This window comes from Marinobacter sp. UBA3607 (assembly GCF_002375525.1).
Taxonomy (GTDB): domain Bacteria; phylum Pseudomonadota; class Gammaproteobacteria; order Pseudomonadales; family Oleiphilaceae; genus Marinobacter; species Marinobacter vinifirmus.
In genome coordinates this window covers 1-18,169 of record NZ_DFLY01000036.1, presented here as the reverse complement: position 1 = coordinate 18,169, position 18,169 = coordinate 1, and the positions used below count along the sequence as shown (strand labels likewise).

Here is an 18,169-nt window from a genome sequence, read left to right as displayed (position 1 = left end):
CCTGGTCATTTTGGAATGTCAGCCCTGGGGTGCGAGCTGATAAGTCGAAGATCCACCCTTGCGGGCGGAATCAAAAGCCTCCCGCTGTTGCGGGTCTAACTGGCCCGCAACCCAGTCCATCAAGGGATGATCCGGGCGAGTGTGGCCGCTTCCGGGCAAGCCATGGTCAATGATATTGCCGGCGAAATCACGCACGAGGGACTTCAGGGTGAACACATTCACTTCCCAGAAACCACGCTTGGCTGCCAGTAGGGCAATGGCCTGCATATGGGTCTTTACGTGAACATTGTGCCCCTCTGCCAAGAAGTCACTCAGGCCCAGCCCATGGCGATCCTGAAAGTACACCTCATTAATTTCATCCCAGACACTCGAGCGAAGCACCTGTGGACTGGTAATCTGCCAGCCCCAGAGGTTATCCAGAAAATCACTGCCCATGGTGCGCGCACCGGCATAACCATGCTCCATCAACGGTGCGAGCCATTGGGGATTCAAATTTCGGGCACGAAGCTCAACCTGCAGTGCCCGCTGAAGCGAGTCCACTGTCGGGTTCTTCGGATCCTTGTACTGTAAAACCATATTCTCCGGCGGCTCACCCCGCAAATGCTCAACCGCATTGGACAACCCGCCCTGGAAGTCAAAGCCGTCATCATTATCGAGCAGACCATACAAATGGCTGGATCGTCCCAGATAGGTTTTGTCGACAGAAAGCAGCTGGCGATCAAAGGCTTCGTGCGCCGGTTCACCTAGGCTTTCTTTACCGTAAACATGCCCCATTCGACGACGATAGGCATCGCCCAGCTGCTGCCGCCCCTGCCATGCGCCAGTACGGGTAGCCAGCCGGTTCACCCCAGCTCCGTACGCTCCCGGCGCTGTGCCAAACACCCGGTAGGCCGCCTGATTACCTGCATCCTGTGCAGACTGTCCGGCAGTTAAGAGAATCCGAGTATCAGCCACCCAGCGTGCGGCCACACCATTGATTTCCAGCGATTCGCTACCGCGTTCTTGCAGGGCTACCGGTAAAACCGACAAAGCCTGATCGAGTGCGGGCACCAAATCCGGGTGCTCAGTTGCTATGGTTTTTGCAGCGCCCGCCAGCGCGTACCGAGAAGCCAGATCCAACCACTCCAGCTTGCTTCCGTAGAGATCCCGGAAGAGCCCCGATGTGGTAAAGAGCACATTACGCCGAACCGGGTTATCTGTGCCCGGTCCTGCGGGCAGTCGCTCCAGACCATTAACAATGCCTCGGCTATTCCACACCGGGCGGATACCCATAAGTTTCAGGCCGAAGGCAATCATCACGCCTTCATCACGCACCGTGTCCGACGCCCAGAGAACCAATGCATCACTTTCGTTACTTTGTCGGGTGCCCGTTTTTTCTGCTTTTGCGGCTAAATCCTCGGCCAGTGACCAGGCCACTCGCGTCGGAATCAGGTCGTCAGACAACGCATGAAAATTTCTCCCCGTTGGCAAGACTTCCGGAGTTCGCAGCGGGTCGTTGCCATGCCCGGGCGCTACAAAACGACCATTAAGCGCGTTCAGCCAGCTCTTCCGCTCAGCCACAGGTGACATCGCCAACCTCTGTCGCCAGCTCGGTTCTGGCTTACCCGACTTGCTCGCCATTGAGGTCAGCATCGTGTCCAGCATCTCGTCGGTCCAGTCCTTCCCAAACACATGCAACCCCAGAGGCATGAAATGCTCCTGAATGTCCGTTACATAGTGCCCGGCTTCGTGAACCAGTATCTCGGGCGACAGCTCTTCTATCGAAACTTCATCGGCGGAAAGCCCCATTTCATTGGCAATTTCCTGCTCGATATCGTCGTCGATGTCCAGCAGCAAGATTTTTTCTCGCAGCATTTGCAGCGCCCGCTCACGGGTTGGGCTATCAGGATCGGTCGCCGACTCCCAGGTTTCCACCAACTGCCTTATTTCAAGCAGGTCATCGTACAGCTCAGTAACCGCTAGGGGCGGTGTCAGATGACTGATCATCACGCCCAGCGCACGCCGCTTGGCCTGAATGCCTTCACCAACTCCGTCGACGATGTAGGGGTAGATCAATGGCAGGTTACCCCCCAGCAAATCAGGGTAATCATCCTCAGTCAGGCCAGCGCGACGCCGTGGCAGGAATTCACGGGTGGAATGCCGCCCCACGTATACCAGCGCATCGGCCTTATAGTGGTCTCTCAACCAATGGTAGAAGCCCACATATTGGTGCGTTGGTGGGAAAGTGGTATTCGCGTGCAGCAGCTCTTCATCCACCTCCCAGCCTCTTGGTGGCTGGGGCCCAATGAAAATATTCCCGAATCGCAGGCCGGGGAAGATCAAGCGGTCGTCCACCACCATCGACAGCCCTGGCGCTTCACCCCAGCCTTTCAGCCCCGGTATGCCCGTATCGGCCAATAAAGCTCGCTGTTCGTTCAATTCGCTTTTGTGCCCACCTTCTTTTAGTCGCTGGCTCCACAGCGCTTCGTATTGATCAAGCTGGGCGAGGGCGGTAGGCCGGTTCGGGTGCTGTACATGCTCGATTAAATTGCGCAGATCCTTAACGCCGCGATCCAGAAGGCCCAGAGCCAAGTCCTGCTCCCCCAATTCATGGGCTTGTTCCAAGCGTTCATGCAAATACCCCAGCGGACCGTGCGTTATTTCTTGCTGCACAACGTTTGGTAGAGATTGCAGATAACCCTGGTAGGTTTGCGCGCTCATCGAAGGGACCCCAGTCGCCATTTCCTTCATCGAGCGCGGGTCATCTGGCAGACTAACCCCGCGCTGTTGAACCAGGTCGAGCAAGGCTTCCGGGCTGTCAGGTAGGGGACCGGTGCTGTACCCCTCGGCTTTTAGCCAGCTCAGCATTTGGAACAGTGAAGCTGGTACATCCAGATTGTCCGCACCTATGTTCTGGCGCCCGGGGGGATGGTTGTAATAAACAATAGCCACCCGTTTGTCGGCATTATCTTTGGTTTGCAGCACCTGCCAACGCTGAAGGCGTTCAGCCAATGCAGCAACACGGTTTGGAACCGGTTGTGTCAGCGTCAACGCAACGCCAGTTTGGGGATCGATCTCTTCAGGCTCCGCCGTTGCCAATACCATGGGCTGGCTTACACCCTGAAGTTCCGGCATGGCCAGGTTGTAATGCACCTGATCGGTGGGGATACCATCAACGGAAAGCTGCCATTGATTCCGAGTCCGGGAAGCCAGCCTAAGGCCTTTGATGACAGGCACGTTGAGCCGGATCAACTCTTCCGTAACCTCCCGGCGGCCCTCACCTCCGCCAATGGTGAAATCCTGCAGGCTGACAATGCCCGCCAATGTTGCGGGTTGAATCGCTTCTTCGAGCGTGCGCAAGGCATCAAGGCTGGCACCACCCCATCGGGATAGGATTGCAAAACACTGAAGCTCCCGAGCTTCCAAAGCCGCACAGGTATCGTTCAGTAAAGCCCGATCTCCCGGCCGGTCTCCACTGTCCAGATCAAGAACCACGACTACGGGGGCGTCGGTCAGCGTCAGTGCTGAAGCCTCAACGCTCGCTTCACCATTCTGGTAATAACGGATACTGGCGCGGGGCTTGGGCTTTTCGTAATCCATGCCGTGTCCCGCTTTGGCCAACAGCCACCGTATCAGGCCATCCAGATGGTTCGGCGTCCGGCCCTGATAGAAAGCACGGCCTTCCAACCAGTCAGCCTGGCCGGGAAACCGGGCCTGCCGGTTTACCAAATCCTCAGCAGCATCAACTCCGGCTGCCGGCGCGGCGACCAAGGCCTTGAGTCCAGCGGCATTCAGCTCCGCCAATGGCTTTTGTCCATTGAGCTGAGACAGCCGTGAAATACGCCAATCACTGTTGATACCTAGCACTGGCATCTGCCCGGCAGCGTCACCCGCTACGACGACTTTCACCAACCCGGCAAGGCGCTCCACCTGGTCACCAAACACCGCCGCCAACACGATGGCATCAGCGTTCTTGAGCAACTCGAGCACTTGTTGGTCGCTCTGGGTGGCCAGTTGATCGGGAGTTCGCAGCAACACGCGGTGGTCTGGGTTGTGGTCTAAAAACCGATGAGCGCCCGCCGCCATTTCTGCGGCTGAACGCTCGGAAATAATGCCCACGACGGTAGCAGCCATCACTGAAGGCGCCCAAAACATGACCGTCATGGCCGCCAGAAATACCTTCAGATATCGCATTCCTAGAAGCCCTTTCACGAGTTATGTCGATTACGAATGATCGTTCTCGGAGTAGCCGGGGAAGGTCAGCGTCTCACCGCGGAAAATCGCCGCCACAAGTTCGGGGGCTGAGGGGAAATAGCCGTGGAAATAACTGGCCACCAAAGCATTTTGACAGAAAACGGCTTCTCCGCCGGTGCCTGCTTGCTTATGGCTATAAGCAGCTGGCTGCCACGAGGTATCCAGCGTGGAGCGATGGAAAGTATGGCCTCGCAACTCGCCTTGCTCCGTCTTCAGACTGTGCATGCCGATGCCTTGCAAACGCTTGGCCATGGCCGCACGGCCCGGTATCAGGCCATACAGCGAATGTACCTCGCCTTCTTTATCTGATAGTTCTTGCGCACAGGCCATTAAACCGCCGCATTCCGCCAATATCGGCTTACCGGCGCTATGGAAGGAACGAATGGAATTCGCCATCGCAGTATTCTTCGCCAGCGTATTGCCATGCAGTTCCGGGTAGCCGCCAGGAAGCCAAAGGGCATCGGCAGGCGGAAGTTCCGAGTCTTCCAGTGGAGAGAAATAGTCCAGTTCAGCGCCCATAGCTACCAGCAGCTCGGTGTTGGCGCGATAGATAAAACTGAAGGCAGCGTCACGAGCGATCGCAATACGAGTGCCGGCCAACAGGGCTTTCGGCCTTGTTGCCGGTTCAACGGTGGGAATCTCCACCGCTTTCGGCAATGCGTCGAGCCCCGCGTCTTTCAGCACTTGGGCAGCGTCATCCAGTTTCTGGTCGAGGTTGCCCAGCTCTGCTGGCTGCATCAACCCCAAGTGTCGCTCCGGGATGTTCATGGCGTCGTTTCTGGGAATAGCACCCAGCAGACGAATCCCTTCCGGCAGTCGTTCTTTCAGCATTTCACCGTGGCGCGGGCTACCGATTTTGTTCGCAATCACGTCATAAATTGACAGCTCCGGGTCAAAGCGAGCAAGCCCCAACACAAGAGCGCCAAAGGTCTGGGCCATGCCACCGGCGTCGATAACCGGCAGTGCAGGGATACCCATAAGCTTTGCCAAATCAGCGCTGGATGGATCGCCGTCGAACAACCCCATCGCGCCTTCGATTAAAATCAGATCCGCGTCTTGTGCTGCCTCGGCCAGCCGCCAGCGGCACTCATTTTCTCCGGTCATCCACGGGTGTAGTTGATAGACCGGGTGGCCAGATGCGACCTCCAGCACCATCGGGTCGAGATAATCCGGTCCGTGCTTAAACACTCGCACCTTACGCCCGGCATTCCGGTGCAAACGGGCCAATGCCGCTGTCACCATGGATTTCCCCTGCCCAGAGGCGGGGCCGGTAATCATGACTGCCGGGACGGACTTGTTCATAGTTTTACCATTCTCATCGTTATTAACCGGAACTCACAGGAACGAACACCGGTGCGCCATCGGCTTCTACAGTCACCAGTTTTTGGTTATACAACTGCTCAAGTGCGGATGGTTTCAACATACTGTCGGCGGGGCCCCAACAGGCATCGCCATTGGGATAAAGCAGCAACACATGGCTACACCACCGTGCGGCCAGGTTAAGGTCGTGCAGGCACATGAACACCGCCTTTCCTGCAGCCGACTGGTTTTTAAGCAAGCTCATGACTTTAACCTGATGGTGAAGGTCTAAGTGGTTAGTCGGCTCGTCAAGCAACCAGATATCGGGGTTCTGAGTCATCAGTGTTGCAATCGCAACCCGCTGACGCTCACCGCCCGACAAGGTGCTCAGCAAGCGCCCAGACAAATGATCAACATCCATCGCCACCAACGCCTGTTGCGCACGGATCTGGTCATCAGCTTGTTCACTTTCCCAAGGCGACAACCACGGGTGACGCCCAATCAGTGCGGTTTCCATGACCGTTGCGGGAAAACTGTCTTGCCGTTCCTGAAATACCAATCCCAGTTGCCGCGCAATGTCGCGGCGTTTTAGCGCAATAAGCGGCGAGTCGCTCAATACAACTCGGCCACTGCGTGCAGGTAACAAGCCTGCGAGGGTATGCAGCAGAGTGGTTTTGCCGGCCCCGTTAGGGCCCAACACGCCCCAAGTCTGACCGGGCTCAACACTCAGATTCAGAGGGAAGCCGTCTGTTCTACCGGGCACATTGATGATCAGGTCGCGGGTGTGCAGCGTGCTCATTAACGGCTCCGGTGCAGAAGATACAGGAAGGTCGGGACGCCCAGTAATGCAGTAATAACACCCACGGGAAGCTGCTCAGGCGCGATCACCGTGCGAGCGAGGGTATCTGCCAACACAAGCAGAGTACCGCCAGCCAAGGCGCTGGCAGGCAAAATAATGCGCTGATCGTTGCCCAATACCAGCCGAAGCATATGCGGCACAATCAGGCCTACGAACCCGATACTTCCAGCCGTGGTCACGGCCGTTGCCGTCAGTAGGCTGGCGAGCACGTAAATGGTCCACTCCAGCGGCCGTACCGACACCCCGAGTGCCGCGGCCTGCATCGGGCCACGCGCCAGCACGTTCAGATTACGAGCAAGCGGTAAAATCACCGCGATCGCGAATATCAGAACCACCAATGCGGGCCAAGGCGTGCGCGCGTAGGAAACATCGCCCATTAGCCAATACAACATGCCAGGAAGCTTGTAAGACGGGGTAACCGCCAGCATGAGCGTAATCACTGCCCCCCAGCCGGCAGCCACTACAACGCCGGTCAGCAGCAGACGCGAGGCCGTCCAACTGCCCGTGCCGTGGGCAAGGCCAAACACCAACACCATTGCCAGCATGGCACCGGCAAAGGCTGACCCCGAGATCACAAAGGCTCCCATTCCGGTCAGCATTGCCAAGAGCGCACCAACAGCGGCGCCACCAGACAACCCCAGCACATAAGGGTCCGCCAGCGGGTTGCGCAGTAGCACCTGCATCAGGGCACCCGCTACCGCTAACAGGCCACCGGTCGCGAAAGCCGCAAGGGTGCGCGGCAGACGCAGGTCCAGCAGCAAGGTACGATGCAATGCGCTGCCTTCACCCTGAATGACTTTCCAGAGTTCTGAGGGCGCAATGTTCACACTGCCGATAGCCAAGGCCAATATCAGCGCGGCCAGAGAAATCGCACCGAGTACCAGCAAAGAGCGAGTCATCTTACTGTCACCTGTTTACACGGGTGTTTGCAGGTCTTACTCGCGTTCACGGGCAACATCCAGTCTTTCGCAAATATCTCGACTCGCCTCAAGAAGCCTGGGCGTCGGCCTTGAGATGGGTGATGCCGGGACAAAGAACAAGTTATTTTTTGCCACAGCAGTCATTCCGGTGTAACTCTTCCAGCGATCAAGTTGGTTATCTTCGATACCCTCAACACTGCCTGTAATAATTGCATGAGGATCGGCCTCCAGCACCACTTCGGCACTGATTCTTGGCACCAATCGCGGCATGTCACCAAAGACATTCACCCCACCGCAAAGCTGAACCACTTTACCGATCAGATGATCATCGTTGATCGTCATCAGCGGAGTTTGCCAAACTTGATAGAAAACCGGCACGGGCTCGGCGTCCCGATACTGCTCTGCAATCTCGGCGATCCCTTTTCGGAAACGTTCTGCTTCCGCGAAACCTTCCTGTTCCGTGCCTGCCAGTGTCGAAAGCTGTTCAATGACTTTGGAAACGCCCTCGAAGGTACGTGGTTCAATGGCAAACATGGGCAAGCCGAGTGCTCTCAGCATCTCCATTTGCGCCGGGGGATTACCGGTTCGCCAGGTGATCACCAAATCGGGCTTCAGCGCCAATAACGCTTCCAGATCTATCCGGGTGTGATTACCCACCAAAGGTAATTTGAGGGCGGCTTCAGGGTAATCGCTGTAATTCACCACAGCGACCACCTTGTCGCCCGCTCCTGCGGCAAACGCCAGTTCCGTGGCGCCAGGAGACAAGGTGGCGATGCGTTTGGCCGGTTGATCCAGGCAAACCTCAACCTCTAGATCATCTACTACACAAATAGGGGCGGCCAGCCCCGGAGGTGCCAGCAGCATCCAGCCCAACATCACGGCCAAACCTTTCAGCTTTATCACTGGCGCCTCCCCGGCTTTGTCAGATCATTTATCGAATGTCATAGCGGACAGTCAGCATAGCTGTGCGGCCTGCCGCGATATAATCCAGATCTTGTGAGCTGGAGTATCGAGCCGTGCTGTATTCTTTATCCAGAACATTGGCCACTGTTAGACGCGTTGACCAGTCCTTTGCAAAGCGCCAGCCAGCCCGCAGGTCCAGCGTAGCAAAACCGGACAACCGATCATCGTTACTGGCATCGTCGTACCGATAACCTTCCGCAACCACCGTTCCGCCAAAGTCCCAGTTGCCCACTTGTTTGCTCAAGTCGAGTCGTAAGGTTTTGCCACTGCGGCGCTGAAGGCGATTGCCAGTTTCACGATTTTCAGGGTCAAGCAAGGTCAAGGCTGCATCACCGCGCCATCCGTCGCGCTCGAAGCCAGCGCTGAGCTCCAGCCCCCGAATCCGAGCTTCGTTAACGTTCATTGGCGACCAATTAAACGGGTCACTCGGTGTTGGGGCGGGTTGCCATGCAATCAAGTTATCGACATCGAGCTGGAACACTGCGGTATCCCAGAACCAATACTGATAATGGCCACTGAAACCGACTTCTACCGTCGCCGACTCTTCAGCTTCAAGATCCGGGTTAGCACCTGGAAAGTACAAATCATTAAATGTCGGGGCGCGGAATGCGGTACCGTAGCTCAACCGCACACGATGGGAACGATCGAATGCATGCCCCAATGCAATACTACCGGTTTCGTTCTTCCCGTATGCTTCGTTATCATCCCCTCGCAAGCTCAACATCAAATCTGTCGGCCCGAAATTCAAGCGCAGCTGTGTATAAAGTGCAAAATTAGAACGGCTGGTCTCGGCATAATCAGTCGTGCCGCCCACTTCATCATTCATCAATTCAGTGCCAACAACCAACTCGTGAACATTCCAAGTAAATGTGTTGTCCCAGCGAGCTGCACGCGATCGTGTGTCAAAAGTGCTGCTAAAGGTAGGCGTGACATTATCGGTTTCGTCACGAGACTCAGAAAACTGTAACGACTGACGCCAGTGGTCACTCACCGGAGTTTCTAGCCCAAATCCAATAGTTCGGAGCATATAATCGATGTTGCCGCCTTCGTACTCAGTATTACCTTCGCTCTGAACCACAACCAGACTGGCTTCGCCACCAGAGTCCAGCTCATGGACAATCCGCCCGACTCCTGCAGTGTTTCGGAAACCTCGGTCTTCACCATCAGTGATCGCCGCCGTACCATCCGTTTCCTTATGCAGGCCACTTAAACTAAAGCGTGTGTTGCCTGCGCTAGCGGCGACACCGGCACTGCCTTTTTGGGTGTCGAAGTTGCCCGCGCCAAGCTCTACCCAACCTGCAGGTGTCTCTTCCGGATCAAGCGTAAAAGCCTGTATCACGCCACCGACCGCGTCTGAGCCGTAAAGCGAGCTCTTTGCACCGCGAACAATTTCGACACGCTCTACGAGTTCCGCAGGAAAGTACTGCCAAGATGGACCACCAGAGGTCGCTGAACGTAAACGTACGCCATCCACTAAAAACAACGTTGAATCATTTGCCGTGCCACGGGTGTAAACACTCGTCGTTTTCCCGAACGATCCATTTCCCGTCACGTTAATGCCCGGCTGACCACGCAGAAGTTCAGAAAAGTCAGACGGATTTTGCTGTCTGATAGCTTCTTCATCGATGACGGTTACTGAGGACAAACTTTCGCCCGCGGTCAGCGGACCTAGGGTCGCTGTTACAACGATCGGTTCAAGAGTTGCGTTTTCAGTCTGTCCGTCAGTCGCAGTGACAGGAAACGCCAGTGGCAACAGAATTAACGCCGGAATGGCCTTCGAAGGGTTCATATCATCGCTCACAGTTCACCGCACGCACCCGCGCGGTCGGTCTTGGTTACTGCGAAGGACAATTAAGGTGTTCAGACGGGGGTGGAGGGCATGTAGTGCTGATGAGCCAGGATCACCCACCGCCGTCGCCCTCCGCAACGTCTGGTGTACGGAGTTGAGAAACTCCGTCTTTCAGGCCGGTCTCCGGACTTTCAGGTGGAGGCCGTGCTCCGAAGCAATCACCTTCCCATGCCTAGGACACAGTGGCGTAACGGATTGCTATTAACCTGATTACCGTTGCGGGGGCAGTACTGGCCTCTCACCAGTTTCCCGTTTCACTCTATGTATTCACCCGACTTTCGCCAGTCTGAAATGAACATGCAGAGCACCTGAAATCGCGGGCAAGACTACCAACCGGGATGGGGGTGGTCAATGACATATATAAATTCCCGACAGAGCGTCAGCCAAGCGCCGCCAACTGGCCTCTTCGGCCGGTAAACCAAAACGCAAAGCCTCAGGAGAATCGAAGCACCGCACCAGAACTCCGCACCGAGCGAGTCGGTCTGCGATTTCCGCTGCCCGAGGATGTCGTACCGTTTGAAACAGCAACGTGCCACTAGGGACACCCAGACCGTGTTGTTCAAGCAGAGCGGACAATCTGTTCGAGGCTTCTTTCTGCTTGATCAATGCGTTTGCTTGCCATGCCTCATCTACCAGCACCCATTTCATTAGATATCGCGTCGGGCCACTTACAGGCCAAGGCCCCAGTTCGTGGTTAAACTGTTTTGCCAGCCCACTTTCCAACAGCACAGCGCCGGCCCGAATTCCGGCCAACCCGAAAAACTTACCTAACGACCTCAGGATGACGAGATTGGCTGCGCCCGCCCATGGGTCGAGCCTATGATCGGGAAGCCCCTCAACAAACGCCTCATCCACAACCAACCAGCCACCGTGCCGCTGCAGCCGTTCCCGCCAGGCCAACAATCGCTCGGGCAATAACACCTGCCCGGTCGGATTGTTCGGATTGATCCAAACCACCACATCCACCGAATCCAGCCAGCTCAGATCATCCGCCAGCGCTTGTTGCGCTGAAATACCCACCACATCAAACCCCGCCCGCTGCCAGGCATGGCCATGCTCCCGGTAACCCGGCATGGGCACCGCCACCCGGCCAAGCCCGTGCAAGCGCTTGCGAACGGCCGGTAATGCCATGATGGCTTGCTGGCTACCCGCCACAGGCAGACAAGCCGCATCGGCCGGTGCACCAGCCCAGCGCCGAATGATCTCTTCCAAACCGTCATCCGGCTCGGGCAAGCGTTGCCAAACCTCCATGGGAATTTCAGGAATCGGATAAGGAACGGGGTTTAAACCGGTAGAAAGGTCCAGCCACTGGCTTCGGGGTATGCCCCATTTGCGGGCTGCGGCTTCCAGCCTGCCGCCGTGCTCCGGGCGCTCCGGTGAATGAAACGGAATCACGCGGCACCTCCGGCCCAAAATCCAAAGGCAAACAGTGCCAGGACAATCAACCACAGCCCCACACCCCGTTGGACCAGCCCGATAGCCCCTTCAACTGTCCGGGCGGTTGCCTCTGGGCCGCTGCCCAAGCGAGGGCGCTGTTTAACGCCGCTGGCATAAGGAGCCGGGCCGCCCAGCGAAACGCCCAGCGCGCCAGCCCCGGCCGCCATCACCGGGCCGGCATTGGGGCTGTCCCATGTTTTGGCCTGACGAAACCAGCACGTCATCGCCAGCCGCGTGTTGCCCATCAACGCGTAGGTCAGGGCGGTCAGCCGTGCCGGCAGCCAGTTCATAAGGTCATCCAGCCGAGCGGCAAAGCGCCCGAAATAAAGATAGCGTTGGTTACGATAGCCCCACATGGCATCCAGCGTGTTCACCAGCCGGTGTAAAACCACACCGGGCAAGCCCGCTACCAAAAACCAGAACAAGCTGGCAAAAACAGCATCCGCACCGTTCTCCAACATAGATTCGGCGGCCGCCGCGGCCACACCACTGTCAGAAAGCGACTTGGCATCACGGCTCACGATGCGTCCCACCGCGGCACGGGCTTGCTCGCCATGCCCTTGCAGCAAGGCGTCCGATACCGCTCTGCCATGCTCAGCCAAACCCCGCAGCGCAATGGCCAGCCACAGCACAACCGCCTGCACCAGCAACGCCGCCCAGCCACTCAACAATTCCTGTAAAGCCATTGCCACAGCGACCACTGGCATCATCAACAACACGGCGGCAATGCCACCGATCATCCCACTGCGGCCCGGTTGTTGCGGTCGACGATTAAAGCACCGCTCAACCCAGGCAACCACGCGGCCAAAGCCCACCAAGGGGTGCCAGCGGCGCGGCTCGCCAATCAAAATATCCACCAAAACCGCGATACAGCATACGGCTACCGACATCGAAAACGCATCCAAGACCATACCCTCACGAAGAATGCCGGCAAGTCTACCCGACCCGAGCCGTACCTTGACACCATGGAGCCACAGATAGACCATCCTCACTTTCTGTTCACAAGGAACAATCCATGCCTCTGCCCGAAAGCTGGCTTCAGCAACCACCCGCACCATCCCGTGCACATTTAGAACTTGCCTCGGCTCGTCAGCAAGTACTTACTAAACCGCCCGGATCTCTGGGAAAGCTGGAACAGGTTGCCATTACACTCGCAAGCCTGTCGGGCAGTGAAACGCCGTCTGTTGATCCGGTCCGCATGGTGATTTTCGCTGGAGATCACGGCGTGTGCGCCGAAGGCGTATCCGCATTTCCGCAGGCAGTCACCGCCCAGATGATCGCCAACTTTGCCAGCGGCGGCGCTGCCATCAGCGTGATGGCTGAAGAACTTGGCGCCAGCCTGGAAGTGGTTAACCTGGGTACGGTTGGAGAGGTACCGGCATTGCCCGGCGTCATACACCAGATTATCGCCCCCTCTACGGCCAACATGGCAAAATCACCGGCCATGTCCTCGCGCCAGGTTGAATCCGCGCTATACAGTGGCGACGATGCCGCCAGGCGTGCCGTAAACGCTGGCTGCCGCCTGTTTATTGGTGGCGACATGGGCATCGGCAACACCACCAGTGCCGCCGCATTGGCCTGCGCCCTGCTGGGCCAGCAGCCCACCACCCTCGTTGGCCCGGGCACCGGGCTGAACTCCGAAGGCGTTGCCCGCAAGGCCCGCGTTGTTGAGAAGGCCTTGCACCGACATGGTCCCGACCGGGATCCGCTGACGGTACTGGCCTCTTTGGGAGGCTTTGAAATAGCCGCACTGACGGGCGCCATAATGGGCTGCGCCGCACGCCGGATCCCGGTACTGGTGGATGGTTTTATCGTCTCTGTCGCCGCGCTGGTGGCTGTGCATCAACAGCCAGGGGTGCGCGAGTGGCTTCTGTTTGCACACCGCTCGGCCGAACCCGGCCACAATTCCGTGCTGGAGGCACTCGATGCCTCGCCCCTGCTGGACCTTCGCATGCGTCTGGGCGAGGGCAGCGGCGCCGCCGTTGCCGTTCCCCTGCTACGCGCCGCCTGCGCCCTGCATAACCGGATGGCCAGTTTTACCGACGCTGGCGTCAGCGGCAAAGCGGAAGAATAGCCCTATGACCACCACAGTAATCGACCTGATACGCCACGGCGAACCGGAAGGTGGCCAGATGTTCCGGGGCAGTAAAGACGACCCTTTGAGCGACACCGGGTGGCAACAGATGAGAGCTGCCATCGCCGAGGGTGATCGGTGGGACGCCATCGTCAGTTCACCCATGAAACGGTGCCGACGCTTCGCCCAGCAACTAGCCGAGGAACACAGGATTCCACTGCACATCGAAGAAGATCTTCGGGAGATCGGCTTCGGTGAGTGGGAAGGGTTGACCGCAGAGCAGATCCAGGAGCGTTATGGGGATCACCTCAACCACTTCTGGCAGGACCCCATCAACTTCCTCCCCCCCGGCGGTGAAGCTGTGACGGATTTCTACCAGCGCACCATCGATGGTTTTGATCGGTGGCAGCAAACCCTAGCCGGCAAACGGGTCTTGGTGGTCTGCCACGGAGGCGTGATTCGCATGGTGCTGGCCAATGTGTTGGGCATTCCGCTGGAAAAATCATTCACCGGCTTCGCCGTCCCTTACGCCTGCCGCAGCCGGATACAGGTGGACCAGTCCGAATTCGGTGTGTTCCGCAGCCTGATCAGCCACCAGCCTTGAGGGTAATTGGTAAACCCGCCACGGCCATCACCACCTCATCACATCGCTGGGCCAGGGCCTGATTGAGCCAGCCCAGCTCGTCGGCAAAACGGCGGGTAAGCGGGTCCATGCCGATGGTTCCGAGCCCCACTTCGTTGGTCACAATCACCAGAGGGCCGGGATAGGCCTCAACCGCCTCCAGAAAGGCCGCCCGCTCGGGCTGGAACAAGGAGCCGTCGGCAAACAACAGATTGCTCAGCCACAGGCTCATACAGTCCACCAACAGCAACGGTGGCTCTCCCAGACCGCTGGCATACACTGACAATACCCGGCCCAGGCGCAGCGGCTCCTCAACCAGCTGCCAGTGATCGGGACGCAGCTGCTGGTGACGCTGGATACGCAGTGCCATTTCATCATCGCCTGCAGTGGCGGTCGCCACATAAACCACGTCGTTACCGGCCGCTTTGGCCCTCTGCTCAGCCAGCCCGGTCTTACCGGAGCGAATCCCGCCGGTTACCAGTAACTTGTTGACCATAAACCTTTCTCCAGCCCGCCACATTCCGCCGCCAAGGTACACCAACCGGACAGACAACTGCTATAGTTTGGCCAGACTCCGGAAAAGGCGGCAAAGCAATCGCCGGCTTCAGAACAAGACCGATCAACCCTGGAGAGCCCATGCAGGCCGAGCTGCTCGACATCCGCAACCACATCGCCCAACATGCCCCCTTTGACGACATGCCCGAAGAGCTGCTCGACCGCATCGTCACTGGTATCGAAGTAGCCTATTACCGGGCCGGCACCCAGATTCTGGAGCTGGGCCAGCAGAACTACTGGCTGCACTACATCCGCAGCGGTGCGGTGGAAATCTTCCGGCGCTCCGGCGAGCTCTACAACCGCATCGGCGAAGGCGAAATCTTTGGCCAGTTCGGCCTGCTGCGCAATCAGAAAGTACGCTTTCCCGCCAAAGCCATCGAAGACTGCCTGATCTACAAAATCCCCTTCGAGACCTTCCAGTATCTGTGGGAAAACGACGAAAACTTCGCCGATTTTGTCGAGATTGAAGACCACAGTCGCCTGCGTTCGGCGGTCTCGCGCCGGCACAAATCCAACGAACTGATGTCCGCCAAGGTCACCCGATTGATTGCCCGGGAGCCGGTCTCTGCCCCGACCACTGTGCGCCTTCAGGAAGCGGCCCGGATCATGACCGACAACGGCGTGTCGGCCCTGCTGCTGATGGACGAAAGTGGGGAGTCACCCCGGCTTAAGGGCATCATTACCGACCGGGATCTGCGCACCCGGGCGGTCACCAACGCCCTGCCATCAGAAACCCCCATCAGCGAGATCATGTCCGAAGGGCTGATTACCATCAGCGCCCGCAGCTACATCTTCGAAGCCATGCTTACCATGCTGCACAATAACGTGCACCATCTGCCAGTCATGGAAGACCATGAAGTGCGTGGCGTTATCGCGCTGTCCGACATCGTCAAATACGAGAGCCAGAGCAGCCTGTACCTGGTGAGCAACATCTACCACCAGAACGACATCAAAGGCCTGAAGAAAATCAGCCGCGAAGTGCGCGACAGCTTCGTGCGGATGGTCAACGAAGACGCCAACTCCCACATGATCGGCAGCGCCATGGCCGGCATTGGCCGAAGCTTCAGCCAGCGCCTGCTGGAACTGGGCGAGGAAAAACTCGGCCCGCCACCCATCCCGTATTGCTTTATGGCCCTGGGCTCCATGGCCCGGGACGAACAGCTGGTGGTTACCGACCAGGACAACGCCATGGTGCTGGACGACAGCTTCATCCCGGAAGAGCACGACGAGTACTTCCTGGCCCTGGCCAAGTTCGTCTCCGACGGCCTGGCCGAGTGCGGCTACACTTACTGCACCGGCGACATCATGGCCACCAACCCGAAATGGCGGCAACCGCTGAGGGTCTGGAAAGACTATTTCACCGACTGGATCGATAACCCCAAGGCCGAAGCCCTGCTCAACAGCAACATCTTCTTCGACCTGGATGGCATCTACGGCGAAACCGACTTTGCCGAGCAGCTGAAAACCCTGATTGTGGAAAAGGCCGGAGGAAGTCAGCGCTTCCTCACGTTCCTGGCCAGAAATGCCCTGAACCGCACACCGCCCCTGGGTTTCTTCCGCACCTTTGTGCTGGAAGAAGACGGCAAGCACCAGAAAACCTTCAACCTGAAACGCCGGGGCACCGCGCCACTGTCTGACCTTATCCGGGTGCATGCCCTGGCCAGTGGCAGCCGCTCCCAGAACTCCTTCGAGCGCCTGAAGGACGTGGCCAACACCAAGCTGTTGCTGGACGACGACGCAGGCAACCTGCGCGATGCCCTGGAGTTCATCTCGATTGTCCGTATCCGCCACCAGGCGCTGGCCATTGAAGAGGGCCGGGAACCGGACAATAACGTGCGCCCCGAAGACCTGTCGCCGTTCGAACGCAGCCACCTGAAAGACGCCTTCCAGGTGGTCAGCAATGCCCAGAAATTCCTGCGCTTCCGCTACAACGCCGGAGCCACGCGGAATGTCTAACGCCATCGAAAGCAGCAACAGTAACCGGAACTGGCCAGACACCTACCGCCAGGGGGCGGAACAGGCAAAGGACGCGCGGATTCGCGACTTTTACAACGCCGGCTGCCCGGACGCCACCACCCCCGTGCGTGACGTTCCGCTGGTCGCCCTGGACTTCGAAAACACTGGCCTGGACGTCAACAAGCACTCCATTGTCAGCATCGGCCTGGTGCCCTTTACCCTGGGCGGCATACAGCTCGGCGAGGCCTGGCACCAGATCGTCCGCCCGCAGCTGCCGCTGGAGCAGGACACCGTTACCATTCACGGCATCACCCACAGCGAAATCGAACACGCCCCGGACCTTGCCGAGGTGCTCGACACCCTGTTCCAGCACCTCAAGGGCCGCATACCCGTGGTGCACTACCGCAACATAGAGCGGCCGTTCCTGAACATGGCCCTGCAATGGCGCCTGAAGGAACAGCTGCTCTTCCCGGTCATCGACACCATGGCCATCGAAGCCTACCTGCACCCCAAACGAAACCCCAGCCGGTGGCAGCAACTGATGGGGAAAAAGCCCATCTCTATCCGCCTGCCCGACAGCCGGATCCGCTACGGCCTGCCCCACTACGCCGGCCATAACGCCCTGATAGACGCCATCGCCACCGCCGAACTGTTCCAGGCCCAGGTGCTTCACCACTTCGGCCCGGATACGGCCATTGGCGACCTGTGGGTATAAGGACCCATAGCCCCTGCAGGCGCCAATCGCTAGAATAAAGGGCAAATCAGCCAAAGAGACCACAGTGACCGACACCATCACCAAACCTACGCCTCTGGACGCCTTCAAACGCGCCCGAAGAATGTGGCTGAAAGGGGAAAAGATCAGCCTGGCGGCCCTGGCCGATGACCTGCACATAGGCCGCGCCACCCTGTTCCGCTGGGTGGGCAACCGGGACCTGCTGATTGGTGAGATTCTCTGGTCTCTGTACGAACCCCTCTACAAAGAAGCCCGTGCCATTACCCCCGGCCATGGCGTCGACTATGTCGTTGGCGTGTTTCGTCACATCAACATGACCATCCTGCACTTTTCGCCACTGCGGAAATTCCTGCACCAGGATCCGGAATACGCGCTCAAGATGCTCACGTCATCCCATTCCACCCTGCACGCCCGCACGGTGGAAGTGAATACCCGCTTACTCAAGGATGAAGTACGCGCCGGGCACCTGAGCCCGCCCATGAACATACAGAGCCTGTCCTACTTCATGGTGCGCATCGCCGAATCCTGCCTGTACAGCGACATCATCGGTGGCCGGGAACCCCGGGACGAAGAACTCGAAGATGCCTGTACAGCGGTACGTATCCTGCTGGGCGGCAAGGTGTAGGGCCCAATCAATCCCAGGCATAAAAAAAGGTTCATCGCGGGTTA

General features: G+C 58.1%; 14 protein-coding genes and 1 riboswitch. Of the genes, 5 read left to right on the top strand and 9 right to left on the bottom strand.

Features of this window, described 5'->3' with window-relative positions:
* Positions 1-18: 18 nt before the first annotated feature.
* The 8 genes from B2589_RS14125 to cbiB form a co-directional block, all read right to left on the bottom strand.
* Positions 19-4,173: a cobaltochelatase subunit CobN gene (locus B2589_RS14125; RefSeq protein WP_286817012.1), complete on the bottom strand. Its 4,155-nt coding sequence runs from the start codon at positions 4,171-4,173 to the stop codon at positions 19-21.
* A gap of 30 nt (positions 4,174-4,203) precedes the next feature.
* Complete coding sequence (locus B2589_RS14120) at positions 4,204-5,535, bottom strand: cobyrinate a,c-diamide synthase (RefSeq protein ID WP_286817011.1); 1,332 nt, start codon at positions 5,533-5,535, stop codon at positions 4,204-4,206.
* Positions 5,536-5,557: 22 nt separating this feature from the next.
* Positions 5,558-6,331: an ABC transporter ATP-binding protein gene (locus tag B2589_RS14115; RefSeq protein WP_286817010.1), complete on the bottom strand. Its 774-nt coding sequence runs from the start codon at positions 6,329-6,331 to the stop codon at positions 5,558-5,560.
* The gene (locus B2589_RS14110) at positions 6,331-7,290 is read right to left on the bottom strand and encodes a FecCD family ABC transporter permease (protein ID WP_286817009.1); all 960 of its coding nucleotides are present in this window, start codon (positions 7,288-7,290) and stop codon (positions 6,331-6,333) included. Before B2589_RS14110 ends, B2589_RS14115 begins: the two co-directional genes overlap by 1 nt.
* Before the next feature lie 36 nt (positions 7,291-7,326).
* Positions 7,327-8,214, bottom strand: coding sequence for a cobalamin-binding protein (locus tag B2589_RS14105; protein WP_232902392.1), 888 nt, complete (start codon positions 8,212-8,214; stop codon positions 7,327-7,329).
* A gap of 28 nt (positions 8,215-8,242) precedes the next feature.
* The gene (locus B2589_RS14100) at positions 8,243-10,063 is read right to left on the bottom strand and encodes a TonB-dependent receptor domain-containing protein (protein WP_286817028.1); all 1,821 of its coding nucleotides are present in this window, start codon (positions 10,061-10,063) and stop codon (positions 8,243-8,245) included.
* A 157-nt stretch (positions 10,064-10,220) separates the two neighbouring features.
* Positions 10,221-10,413, bottom strand: a riboswitch (cobalamin riboswitch).
* A gap of 58 nt (positions 10,414-10,471) precedes the next feature.
* Complete coding sequence (cobD, locus tag B2589_RS14095) at positions 10,472-11,518, bottom strand: threonine-phosphate decarboxylase CobD (RefSeq protein ID WP_286817008.1); 1,047 nt, start codon at positions 11,516-11,518, stop codon at positions 10,472-10,474.
* On the bottom strand, positions 11,515-12,450 hold the full coding sequence (gene cbiB / locus B2589_RS14090) for an adenosylcobinamide-phosphate synthase CbiB (RefSeq protein WP_286817027.1): 936 nt from the start codon (positions 12,448-12,450) through the stop codon (positions 11,515-11,517). Before cbiB ends, cobD begins: the two co-directional genes overlap by 4 nt.
* A gap of 131 nt (positions 12,451-12,581) precedes the next feature.
* Between cbiB and cobT the strand changes: the two genes are divergently transcribed.
* Both cobT and B2589_RS14080 read left to right on the top strand, forming a co-directional pair.
* Positions 12,582-13,634, top strand: coding sequence for a nicotinate-nucleotide--dimethylbenzimidazole phosphoribosyltransferase (cobT, locus tag B2589_RS14085; protein WP_414673965.1), 1,053 nt, complete (start codon positions 12,582-12,584; stop codon positions 13,632-13,634).
* Positions 13,635-13,638: 4 nt separating this feature from the next.
* Positions 13,639-14,238 (top strand): histidine phosphatase family protein, encoded by a 600-nt coding sequence (locus B2589_RS14080; RefSeq protein WP_286817006.1) that lies wholly within the window; start codon positions 13,639-13,641, stop codon positions 14,236-14,238.
* Here B2589_RS14080 and cobU read toward each other — a convergent pair.
* A complete protein-coding gene (cobU, locus tag B2589_RS14075; RefSeq protein WP_094624414.1) occupies positions 14,222-14,752 on the bottom strand; it encodes a bifunctional adenosylcobinamide kinase/adenosylcobinamide-phosphate guanylyltransferase in 531 nt (176 codons plus the stop codon). The two genes, B2589_RS14080 and cobU, sit on opposite strands and share 17 nt — an antisense overlap.
* Positions 14,753-14,892: 140 nt before the next feature.
* Between cobU and B2589_RS14070 the strand changes: the two genes are divergently transcribed.
* The 3 genes from B2589_RS14070 (at position 14,893) to B2589_RS14060 (ending at position 18,125) form a co-directional block, all read left to right on the top strand.
* Entirely contained in the window at positions 14,893-16,767 is a 1,875-nt protein-coding gene (locus B2589_RS14070; protein ID WP_286817005.1) for a putative nucleotidyltransferase substrate binding domain-containing protein, read from the top strand.
* On the top strand, positions 16,760-17,482 hold the full coding sequence (locus B2589_RS14065) for a 3'-5' exonuclease (protein WP_286817004.1): 723 nt from the start codon (positions 16,760-16,762) through the stop codon (positions 17,480-17,482). The genes B2589_RS14070 and B2589_RS14065 overlap by 8 nt, the downstream gene beginning before the upstream one ends.
* A gap of 64 nt (positions 17,483-17,546) precedes the next feature.
* The gene (locus tag B2589_RS14060; RefSeq protein ID WP_227508376.1) at positions 17,547-18,125 is read left to right on the top strand and encodes a QsdR family transcriptional regulator; all 579 of its coding nucleotides are present in this window, start codon (positions 17,547-17,549) and stop codon (positions 18,123-18,125) included.
* The last annotated feature ends 44 nt before the right edge of the window (positions 18,126-18,169 follow it).

Excerpts from the sequence above, each read along its gene's own strand:
- B2589_RS14125 (WP_286817012.1), bottom strand. The coding sequence starts at position 4,173 with ATGCGATATCTGAAGGTATTTCTGGCGGCCATGACGGTCATGTTTTGG.
- B2589_RS14120 (WP_286817011.1), bottom strand. The coding sequence starts at position 5,535 with ATGAACAAGTCCGTCCCGGCAGTCATGATTACCGGCCCCGCCTCTGGG.
- B2589_RS14115 (WP_286817010.1), bottom strand. The coding sequence starts at position 6,331 with ATGAGCACGCTGCACACCCGCGACCTGATCATCAATGTGCCCGGTAGA.
- B2589_RS14110 (WP_286817009.1), bottom strand. The coding sequence starts at position 7,290 with ATGACTCGCTCTTTGCTGGTACTCGGTGCGATTTCTCTGGCCGCGCTG.
- B2589_RS14100 (WP_286817028.1), bottom strand. The coding sequence starts at position 10,063 with ATGAACCCTTCGAAGGCCATTCCGGCGTTAATTCTGTTGCCACTGGCG.
- cbiB (WP_286817027.1), bottom strand. The coding sequence starts at position 12,450 with ATGTCGGTAGCCGTATGCTGTATCGCGGTTTTGGTGGATATTTTGATT.
- B2589_RS14080 (WP_286817006.1), top strand. The coding sequence starts at position 13,639 with ATGACCACCACAGTAATCGACCTGATACGCCACGGCGAACCGGAAGGT.
- cobU (WP_094624414.1), bottom strand. The coding sequence starts at position 14,752 with ATGGTCAACAAGTTACTGGTAACCGGCGGGATTCGCTCCGGTAAGACC.
- B2589_RS14070 (WP_286817005.1), top strand. The coding sequence starts at position 14,893 with ATGCAGGCCGAGCTGCTCGACATCCGCAACCACATCGCCCAACATGCC.
- B2589_RS14065 (WP_286817004.1), top strand. The coding sequence starts at position 16,760 with ATGTCTAACGCCATCGAAAGCAGCAACAGTAACCGGAACTGGCCAGAC.